Here is a 10,062-nt window from a genome sequence, read left to right as displayed (position 1 = left end):
CCGGCATGCGGGTTGCCATTGTCGGGATGTCGGTGCTGCTGCCCGGCGCCCCCGACCTGGCGAGCTACTGGCGCAACCTGACCGGCGGCGTCGACGCGATCACCGACGTGCCGCCCGGGAAGTGGGACCTCGCGCACTACGCGCCGGACGAGCAGCGCCGGGCCGACCGGCTCTACTGCCGGCGCGGCGGGTTCGTCGACGAACTGGCCGAAGTGGACGTCACCGGCTTCGGGATCATGCCGAACTCCGTGCCCGCCACCGAGCCCGACCAGCTGATCGCCCTGCGGGTCGCGGCGCAGGCCGTCGCGGACGCGGGTGGCCCGGACCGCCTGCCCGCCGACCGCGCGAAGGTCGGCGTGGTGCTCGGCCGCGGCGGCTACCTGACGCCGGGCCTGGTCCGCCTCGACCAGCGCGTCCGCACCGCGAGCCAGCTCGTCCGCACCCTCGGCGAGCTGCTGCCGGACCTGGACGCCGAGCGGCTCGACGCCGTCCGGCAGGCCTTCACCGACCAGCTCGGGCCGGAGGCACCCGAGTCCGCGATCGGGCTGGTGCCGAACCTGGCCGCCTCCCGGCTGGCCAACCGCCTCGACCTGCGCGGCCCGGCGTACACGGTGGACGCGGCGTGCGCGTCCTCGCTGATCGCCGTCGACCACGCCGTGCGGGAGCTGGCCACCGGCCGGTGCGACGCCGTCCTCGCCGGCGGGGTGCACCACTGCCACGACATCACGTTCTGGAGCGTGTTCACCCAGCTCGGCGCGCTGTCGCCGTCCGAGCGGATCCGGCCGTTCCACCGCGACGCCGACGGGGTGCTGATCGGCGAAGGCACCGGCGTCGTCGTCCTCAAGCGTCTCGAAGACGCCCAGCGCGACGGTGACCGCGTCTACGCCGTGATCACCGGCACCGGCGTCGCCTCCGACGGGCGGACGGCGAGCCTGGCCAGCCCCGACTCCGGCGGCCAGGTCCGGGCCGTCCGCCAGGCGTGGGCCGCGGCGGGCCTCGATCCGGCCGCCCCGGACTCCATCGGCCTGCTGGAGGCGCACGGCACCGCGACCCCGGCCGGCGACGCGGCGGAACTCGCCACCCTCGCCGAGGTCTTCGGGGCACGGGGGAGCGCGGTGCTCGGCTCGGTCAAGTCGATGATCGGCCACACGATGCCCGCGGCGGGGATCGCCGGGCTCGTCAAGGCGGCACTGGCCGTGCACCACGGCGTCCTCCTGCCCACCCTGCACTGCGAAGACCCCCATCCGGCGCTGGCGGACACCCGATTCTCGACTTTGGACGCCGCCGAGCCGTGGAACGCGGCGGTGCGCCGGGCCGGGGTCAACGCGTTCGGCTTCGGCGGGATCAACGCCCACGTCGTCCTGGAGCAGGCGCCGGGCCGCGCGAAGCCGGCCGTGGTGCGCGAGCCCGAACGCGTGCTGCGGCTCGCCGCGCCGACCGTCGAGGCGCTGCGCGAAGCGTTCGACCGGCCCGGCACCCGGGAAACCGGCGAAGGACCGGTCCGGCTCGGCATCGTCGACCCGACGGAGAAGCGGCTGGCGCTGGCCAAGAAGGTGCTCGCGCGGGGCCGGGCCTGGCGCGGCCGCAACGACGTCTGGTTCACCGACCGCCCCCTGCTCGGGCCGGGCGGCGGCAAGATCGCTTTCCTCTTCCCCGGCCTGGAGTCGGAGCTCACGCTGAACTGCGGCGACGTCGCCCGGCACTTCGGCCTGCGGTGGCAGCACGCGGACGTCGAGGTCGGCGACGTCGGACGGCAGGGGGCCGCGGTGTTCGAGCTGGGCAGGCTGCTGCACGCCGCGCTCGGCCGGCTCGGCGTCATGCCGGACGCCGTCGCCGGGCACAGCCTGGGCGAGTGGACGGCGATGGCCGTCGCCGGCGTCCACGCCGAAGAAGAGATCGATGCCTTCCTCGCCGGGTTCGACCCGGATGCGCTCGTCGTCCCCGGGCTCGCCTTCGCCGCGATCGGCGCGCCCGCGCCGCGGGTGCTGGCGGAGCTGGGCGGGCGGACGGACGTCGTCCTGTCCCACGACAACTCCCCGAACCAGGCCATGATCTGCGGTCCGGAAGCGGCGGTCGGCGTGCTCGTGCAGCGGTTCCGGGACGCCGGGATCGTGGCGCAGGTGCTGCCCTTCCGGTCCGGCTTCCACACCCCGATGCTGCGGCCGTACCTGGACCCGATCCGTGACGCGGCCGAGCGCTTCACGCTGCACCCGCCCGCCCTGCCGCTCTGGTCGGCGACCACGGTGTCGGAGTACCCGGCGGACGAGGCGGAGGTCCGCGAGCTGTTCGTGCGGCACCTGCTGCAGCCGGTGCGGTTCCGCCCGCTCGTGCGGGCGCTGCACGACGCCGGGTTCCGCGCGTTCGTCCAGGTGGGCGCCGGCCAGCTGGGCTCCCTGGTCGGCGACACCCTGCACGGCGAGGAGCACCTCGTCGTGGCGGCGCATTCGGGGCAGCGTCCCGGGCTGGCGCAGCTGCGCCGGGTCGCGACCGCGCTGTGGACCGATGGCCACGACGTCGACTTCGCCCGCCTGCCCGGCGAGCGCCCGGCCGTTCCGAAGGCGGTCAAGCTCGACCTCGGCGGCCGCCTGATCTCGCTCGACGAACAGGTTCGCGCGCGGATCGCGCTGCCCGCCGCCCGCCGGACCGGCGTGGACGACCTGGCCGCGAAGGGCCCGCTCGCGGCGGAGTTCGCCGCCCTGCTGGCCGACACCGCCGAGCTGGCGTCCACCGTCCTCGCCGGCCGCCCCGACGCGTCACTTTCGCGGGAAAGTGACGGCTCAGGCCGGAGCTTGCCCGTGAAAGCTCAGCCGCCACGGGAGCTGGACACCACGCTCACCGTGTCGATCGAGGCGATGCCGTACCTGCTCGACCACTGCTTCTTCAAGCAGCCGCCCCAGGCCGACCCGGGTGACCGCTGGCCGGTCGTCCCGGCCACCACGGTGATCGACCACCTGATGCGGTTCGCCGAGCAGGCCGCGCCCGGTCGGCTCGCGGTGGCCGTGCACGACGTGCGGCTCAGCCAGTGGATCACCGCGGTCCCGGCGGTCACCGTGCCGGTGCGCGTCCGGCCACAGGGCACCGACCGGGTGCACGCGGCCATCGCCGGCTACTCGCAGGCCGTCGTGGAACTCGCTCCGCGGTACCCGGCCGGCGCGCCCGCTCCGTGGCGGTTCCCGGCGTCGGCCGAACAGGTGCCCGAGACGACCGCGGCGCAGCTGTACGACGAGCGCTGGATGTTCCACGGTCCGCGGTTCCAGGGCGTCACCGAGCTGACCGCGGTCGGCGAACGGCACGTGCGGGCCGTGCTGACCACGCCCGCCGCGCCCGGCGCGCTGCTCGACAACGTCGGCCAGGTGCTCGGCTACTGGATCATGTCCCGGTTGCCCGAGCGGACCACCGTCTTCCCGGTCGCGATGGGCGAGATCCGGTTCCACGGCCCGCACCCGGCTCCCGGGGACCGCCTGGAGTGCCTGGTCCGGATCACCGGGCTGACCGACGAGTTCCTCGACGCCGACATGCAGCTCGTCCACCGCGGCGGTGTCTGGGCGGAGTTCACCGGCTGGCGCGACCGGCGGTTCGACAGCACCGCGCACATCCGCCAGGCCGACCGCACGCCCGAGCGCTCGACGCTGTCGCACGAGCAGCCGGGTGGCTGGGCGCTGGTGCGCGAGCAGTGGCCGGACCTGGCCACCCGCGAGCTGATCATGCGCAACTACCTCGCCGGCCCCGAGCGCGACGCCTACGACCGCCGTCCCCCGCGCGGGCGGCGCCAGTGGCTGCTCGGCCGGATCGCGGCCAAGGACGCCGTCCGCCAGTTCCTCTGGGCCCGCGGCGAACCCGAGATGTTCCCCGCCGAGCTGCGGATCGGCAACGACGAGGCCGGCCGGCCGTTCGCGACCGGCGCCTACGGCCGGGAGCTGCCGCCGGTGACGATCTCCGTGGCGCACCGCGCCGAAGCCGGGGTCTCGATCGCTCGATTCGGGCCGTGCGGCATCGACATCGAAGAGGTCGTCCCGCGCGCGGAGGCCACTGTGGAGGCCGCGCTCGGCCCCGGCGAGCTGGCGCTCTTCGCGAACCTGACCGGCGACCCGGAGCAGTGGTTCGCCCGGTTCTGGACCGCGAAGGAGGCCGTCGCGAAACTGCGCGGCACCGGGCTGCGCGGCGAACCCCGCGACTTCGAGGTCGTCGCGGCGACCCCGGACGAGCTGACCGTCCGCGTCGCCGGCCGCGCGTACCGCGTGTGCTGCGCCGACGTCGAAAACCCGCCGGGTGCCCCACCGCGCCGCTACGTCGTCGCCTGGACCGAAGAGACGAAGGAGACTGCCGGATGAGCATCGAGACCACGGCCCCGAACGAGGTGACCGTGCTCGCCCAGCTGAGCGGCATGCTGCGGGAGCTGCTCGAGGAGTACGGGCTGGACGACACGGAAATCACCATGGACACGACCTTCCACGACGACCTCGAACTGGAGAGCGTCGACCTGGTGGCGCTGTCCGGGCAGCTGCGCGAGCACTACGGCGACCGCGTCAACTTCGCGACCTTCATCGCCGAACGCGACCTGGACGAGATCATCGCGCTGACCGTCGGCGAGCTCGTCCGCCACATCGTCGTCTCCCTGCGGGCGACGGCGTGAGCCGGATCCGCGCGGGCGAGCTGGACGTGCACGTCCAGCGGCTCACCCCGGACGTGCCGGCGGACGGGGACGCGCCGATCGTGGTGTGCGTCCACGGCCTGCTCACCGACAGCCTGGCCAGTTACTACTTCACGCTCGGCCCCGCCTTCGCCGAGCGCGGGCTCGACGTGCTGATGTACGACCTGCGCGGGCACGGCCGCACGACGCGGCCGTCGTCCGGGTACCACCTGGAGCGGTTCGTCGACGACCTCGTCGCGGTCCTCGACGCGTGCGACGTCACCCGGCCGGTGCACGTCGTCGGCAACTCCTTCGGCGCGTCGGTGGCGTTCGGGCTGGCGGCCGCGCGGCCGGACCGGGTGGCGAGTGTCGTGGTGATCGAAGGCGAACCGCCGACCGAGGAGTGGACCCGGCACATGGCCGACGGCCTCGCCGACGCCAAGACCCGGCTGGCGATCGACGAGGTGATCGGCTGGATCGCCGAGAACCACGGCGCGCACACCGCACGGCTGTCGAAGGCCGCGAACAAGATCCTGCAGACCACCACGATCGCCGAGGACATCCCGCGCAGCGCGACGATCGCGGCGGACCTCTCGGCGGTGCGCTGCCCGGTGTTCGCGATCTTCGGCGGCGACTCGGGGCTGGCGGCGCAGGTCCCGCACTTCGAGTCGCACCTGGTGGGTGGGTGCCGCACCGTCGTGCTGCCCGACCAGGGCCATTCGGTGCTGGTCGAGCGGACCGCGGAGGTCATCGAGCTGGTCTCCGGGTGGGTCCGCGACACCGCGCGCACGCAGGCGCGGGTGCGGTAGTGGCCCGGTTCCTCTTCGTCGTCCCGCCCCTGGTCGGGCACGTCAACCCGGCCGTCGGCGTGGCGGCCGAGCTCACCGCGCGCGGCCACGAAGTCGCCTGGGCGGGCCACGACGAACTGCTGTGGCAGCTGGCCGGCCCGGACGCGCTGGTGTTCGCGTGCGCCGTGCCGCGAGACCAGCCCGAGCGCCCGGCCGAGCTGAAAGGGCCGGCGGCGCTGCGCTTCCTGTGGCAGGACTTCCTCGTCCCGCTGGCCGACGCGATGGCCCCCGGCGTGGCCGCGGCGATCGACGCCTTCGAGCCGCACGTCGTGGTGGCCGACCAGCAGGCGCTGGCCGGCGGCCTGCTCGCCGACGCCCGCGGCCTGCCGTGGGTCACGTCGGCGACGACGTCGGCCGAGCTCGTCGACCCCCTCGCCGGGATGCTGAAGGTCGGGGAGTGGGTCGCCGCGCTGCTCGACGGGCTGCGCACGCGGATCGCCGGCGGCCGGGGCGTGGCCGATCCGCGGTTCTCGCCCCACGGCGTCCTCGCCTTCACCACCCGCGAACTGCTCGGCGCGGCCGCGCTGCCGCCGTCGGTCCGGCTGGTCGGGCCCGCCATCGGCGCGCGGCCGTCCACATCGGACTTCCCGTGGGAGTGGCTCGACCCGCTGCGGCCGACGGTGCTGGTCTCCCTCGGCACGGCGAACACGACCGCGGGTGCCGGCTTCCTGACGGCGACGGCGGAGGCGTTCGCCGGGCTGCCCGCGCGCGCGGTGATCGCCGACCCGGGCAGCGTGCTCGGCGAGGTCCCCCCGAACGTCCTGGTGCGGCCGCGGGTCCCGCAGCTGCCACTGCTGTCGCGGGTCGACGCGGTGCTCTGCCACGCCGGCCACAACACCGTCTGCGAAACGCTGTGGCACGGCCTGCCGCTGGTGGTCGCCCCGATCCGCGACGACCAGCCCATCGTGGCCGCCCAGGTGGTCGCGGCGGGCGCGGGGATCCGCCTGCGGTTCGGTCGCGCGGACGCGCCCCGCATCGCGGCGGCGGTCGAGGAAGCACTGACGGAACCGTCGTACCGCCGCGCGGCCGAAGCCGTGGCGGCGTCGTTCCGCGCGGCGGGCGGAAGCGCCGCGGCGGCCGGGCACCTGGAACAGCTGGCGTTGGAAAGCCTGGCGCACCTTTCGCTCTGAAGTCTTTGTTTACAGGGAAAAACGAAGTCGTTAGCGTCGCCGGGATGACTGTTTCCGAATGTCGTGCCGAGGACGTTCCCGTGCTGCTCGCGTCGGCCGCGGCCTTGTTCGCCGAGGACGGCGGGCGCCACGACCCGTTCATGGACACCGGCTGGCCCGCCCGTGAAGGCGAGGCCTATTACGCCGGGCTCGTCGACGATCCGCAGTGCCTGTGCCTGCTGGCCGACGGCGGCGCGGGCCACCTGATCGGGCGGCTGCGCCGGCCGGACCCGCTGCGGCCCGACGCCGTGACCGCCGTGCTCGAGAGCATGCGCGTCGCTCCGGAGCGCCGTCGGGAGGGCGTGGGCGGGGCGCTCGTGGACCGGTTTCTCACCTGGGCCCGCGAGCGCGGCGCGAACGAAATGACTGTGCAGGCGTACGCGCAGAACACCGGTGCACTCGATTTCTACCGTGCGCACGGGTTCCGCCCGTTTCTGGTGGCGTTGACGCGCAGCTGAGCCGGTCCGGCGTCACACTGGGAGGCATGGGCTTCCTGGACGGGCGGGCCGTCGTGATCACCGGTGCCGGACGTGGGCTGGGGCGGGCTTTCGCGCGGCACGCCGCCGGGACCGGGGCCGCGGTCGTCGTCAACGACGTCGACGCGGAACCGGCCCGCGAGACGGTGGCCGCGATCGTCGCGGACGGCGGGACCGCGGTGCCGAGCGTCGGCTCGGTGGCCGACGCGGACTACGCCCGGTCGCTGATTTCCCTCTGCCGCAGCCGGTTCGGGTCCCTGGACGGGCTGGTCAACAACGCCGCCGTCGGCTACCACGCGGCGCCGTGGGAAGACGACGATCCCGAGCGGACCCGGGCGCTGGTCGAGACCAACGTCCTGGGGCCGCTCCACTGTGGCACCGCGGCCGCGAAGGTCATGTGCGCGCAGGGCCGCGGCGTCATCGTGAACGTGACGTCGGGGTCCATGATCGGCCAGGCCCGTGCCGCCGCGTACTCGGCGTCGAAGGGCGCGGTGGCCTCGATGACCTACTCCTGGGCCACCGACCTGGCGGAACACGGGGTGCGCGTCAACGCCGTCAGCCCGATCGCCTGGACCCGGCTGATGGCGGCCGACCCGAAGGGGAACCCCGACGCGCCACCACCGGAACGGGTGGCGCCGCTGGTGACCTACCTGCTCAGCGACCTCTCCGCCGGCGTCACCGGGCAGGTGCTGCGGCTCGCCGACGGGCACCTGCACGCCGTCCGCCAGCCCGCGATCATCCGGCCCGTGCTGCACCGGGAGAGCTGGACGGTCGCGGAGATCGCCGCGGCCGTCGGCGGCGAGCTCGTGCTCGAGTCACCGCCGCGGGAACGCTGGACCCTTTGAGCGGCCCGGACCACCGGAACGGGTGGCTATCCACAGTGGACGCCGGCACTAGCTTGGAGAGATGACGGCCACCGCGGAGGTCACCCCCGGCGCCGTGGCGCCGCCCGCACTGAGCCGCGGCCGGGTCAACGCCGTGTTCGGCGCCGTGCTGCTCGGCATGCTCCTGGCGGCGCTGGACCAGACCATCGTCGGAACGGCGCTGCCCACCATCGTCGGCGACCTCGGCGGCGCCGGGCACCTGTCCTGGGTGGTGACGTCGTACCTGCTGGCCGAGACCATCATGACGGTGGTCGTCGGCAAACTGGGCGACCTGTTCGGCCGCAAGCTGATGTTCCAGCTGTCGGTGATCGTGTTCGGCGTCGGCTCGTTCTGCGCCGGGTTCGCCGACAGCATGGTCTGGCTGATCGTCTGGCGCGCGGTGCAGGGCCTGGGTGGCGGCGGGCTGATGGTGACCTCGACCGCGCTCATCGCCGACGTCGTCCCGCTGCGCGAGCGCGGCAAGTACCAGGGCGTGCTCGGCTCGGTGTTCGGCGTGGTGACGGTGGCGGGCCCGATGCTCGGCGGCTTCTTCGTCGACCACCTGTCGTGGCGGTGGGCGTTCTACGTCAACATCCCGCTGGTCGTCGTGGTGCTGGTGGTCGCGTCCTCGGCGATGCCGAACGCCCGCGCGGCGATCAAGCCGGTGATCGACTACCTCGGCATCCTGCTCATCGGCCTCGCCGCGACCGGCCTGACCCTGGTCACCAGCTGGGGCGGCACGCAGTACGCGTGGGGATCGCCGGTGATCATCGGGATGGCGATCGGCTCGGTGGTGCTGCTGGCCGCGTTCGTCTTCGTGGAACTGCGGGCGAAGGAACCGATGCTGCCGATGCGGCTGTTCCGCAACCCGGTGTTCACCGTCGGCGGGATCATGAGTTTCGTCGTCGGCTTCGCGATGCTCGGCGCGCTGTCGTACCTGCCGACGTACATGCAGTACGTCCAGGGCACGTCCGCGACGACGTCCGGCGTCCGGCTGCTGCCGATGGTGCTGGCGTTGCTCGTCGCGTCGATCGCGGCGGGCAACGCGGTGAGCCGCACCGGGCGGTACAAGGTCTTCCCGCTGGCCGGGGCGGCGGGCATGACGCTCGGGCTGTACCTGCTTTCCCGGCTGGACACCGACACGGGGTTCTGGGAGGCGTCGGCGTACATGGCCGTGCTGGGGCTCGGCATCGGCCTCGGGATGCAGGTGCTGACCATCGCGGTGCAGAACACCGTGGACTACGCGGACCTCGGCGTGGCGACCTCGGGCGTGACGTTCCTGCGTTCGATCGGCAGCTCGTTCGGCGCGGCGATCTTCGGCACGGTGTACGCGAACCAGCTGACGCCCAAGCTGGCCGCCCTTCCGGTGCCGCCGGGAGCCGACCCGCGGGCGCTGCAGGTGCCGACGGCGTTGCACGCCCTGCCGGAGTCGGTGTCGGCCCCGGTGATCCGCGCGTACAGCGACTCCCTGCACGTCGTGTTCCTGGCGGCGGCCCCGGTCGGCCTGGTGGCCCTCGTGCTGGCGTTCTTCCTGAAGGAGGTCCCGCTGCGCGACACGGCCCGCGCGGCGGCGCCGGACCTGGGCGACGGCTTCGCGATGCCGGAGGCCCGCACCGACGACCGCGAGCTCGAACGCGCGGTCGCGACGCTGTTCTTCCGCGAACGCCGGAAGGTGGCCCCGGCGATCATCGAGCGCGCCGGGGAGACCTCGACGAAGGCGGGATCTGGTGCCTGCTGCAGGTCCACCTGCGGGAACGCCGCGGTGCGCCGGCCACGCTGCGGGCGATCGGGGAGCACTTCGGCGTGCCGGCGCAGGTGCTGGAGCCGGCGTTCAACCGCCTGGAGCTGACGGGCCACCTGCGCTACACCCGCGACGGCTGGGAGCTGACGCCCTCGGGCCGGCAGGAGTTCGGGAAGGTGGTCCAGGCCTGGCACGACTGGCTCGCCGAACGCCTCGGCGACTGGGGTCCCGGTAGCCGGGCGGAGCTGGACGCGGCGATCGGGCGGGTCGCGGCCCGGCTGATGGACCAGAGCGCGGAGTCCCGCACCTACGGCCGCCACGCCCTCGCCTGACTG

The 10,062-nt window shown here is 73.9% G+C and carries 6 protein-coding genes and 1 pseudogene; all 7 read left to right on the top strand.

Features of this window, described 5'->3' with window-relative positions; translation table 11 throughout:
- Positions 1–5: 5 nt before the first annotated feature.
- Entirely contained in the window at positions 6–4,331 is a 4,326-nt protein-coding gene (locus ACWED2_RS23405; protein ID WP_449692613.1) for a beta-ketoacyl synthase N-terminal-like domain-containing protein, read from the top strand.
- Positions 4,328–4,633: an acyl carrier protein gene (locus ACWED2_RS23400; protein WP_449692612.1), complete on the top strand. Its 306-nt coding sequence runs from the start codon at positions 4,328–4,330 to the stop codon at positions 4,631–4,633. Before ACWED2_RS23405 ends, ACWED2_RS23400 begins: the two co-directional genes overlap by 4 nt.
- The gene (locus ACWED2_RS23395; protein WP_449692611.1) at positions 4,630–5,439 is read left to right on the top strand and encodes an alpha/beta fold hydrolase; all 810 of its coding nucleotides are present in this window, start codon (positions 4,630–4,632) and stop codon (positions 5,437–5,439) included. The genes ACWED2_RS23400 and ACWED2_RS23395 overlap by 4 nt, the downstream gene beginning before the upstream one ends.
- On the top strand, positions 5,439–6,608 hold the full coding sequence (locus tag ACWED2_RS23390) for a glycosyltransferase (protein WP_449692610.1): 1,170 nt from the start codon (positions 5,439–5,441) through the stop codon (positions 6,606–6,608). The genes ACWED2_RS23395 and ACWED2_RS23390 overlap by 1 nt, the downstream gene beginning before the upstream one ends.
- 44 nt (positions 6,609–6,652) lie before the next feature.
- Positions 6,653–7,105 carry a GNAT family N-acetyltransferase gene (locus ACWED2_RS23385; protein ID WP_449692609.1) on the top strand — a complete coding sequence of 151 codons (453 nt, stop codon included), beginning with the start codon at positions 6,653–6,655 and terminating at the stop codon, positions 7,103–7,105.
- Positions 7,106–7,131: 26 nt separating this feature from the next.
- Positions 7,132–7,968, top strand: coding sequence for an SDR family NAD(P)-dependent oxidoreductase (locus tag ACWED2_RS23380; RefSeq protein ID WP_449692608.1), 837 nt, complete (start codon positions 7,132–7,134; stop codon positions 7,966–7,968).
- Positions 7,969–8,029: 61 nt separating this feature from the next.
- A pseudogene (locus ACWED2_RS23375) lies at positions 8,030–10,059 on the top strand (DHA2 family efflux MFS transporter permease subunit).
- The last annotated feature ends 3 nt before the right edge of the window (positions 10,060–10,062 follow it).

It is taken from the genome of Amycolatopsis sp. NPDC005003, assembly GCF_053600695.1.
This window is presented reverse-complemented; position numbering and strand designations above follow the sequence as displayed.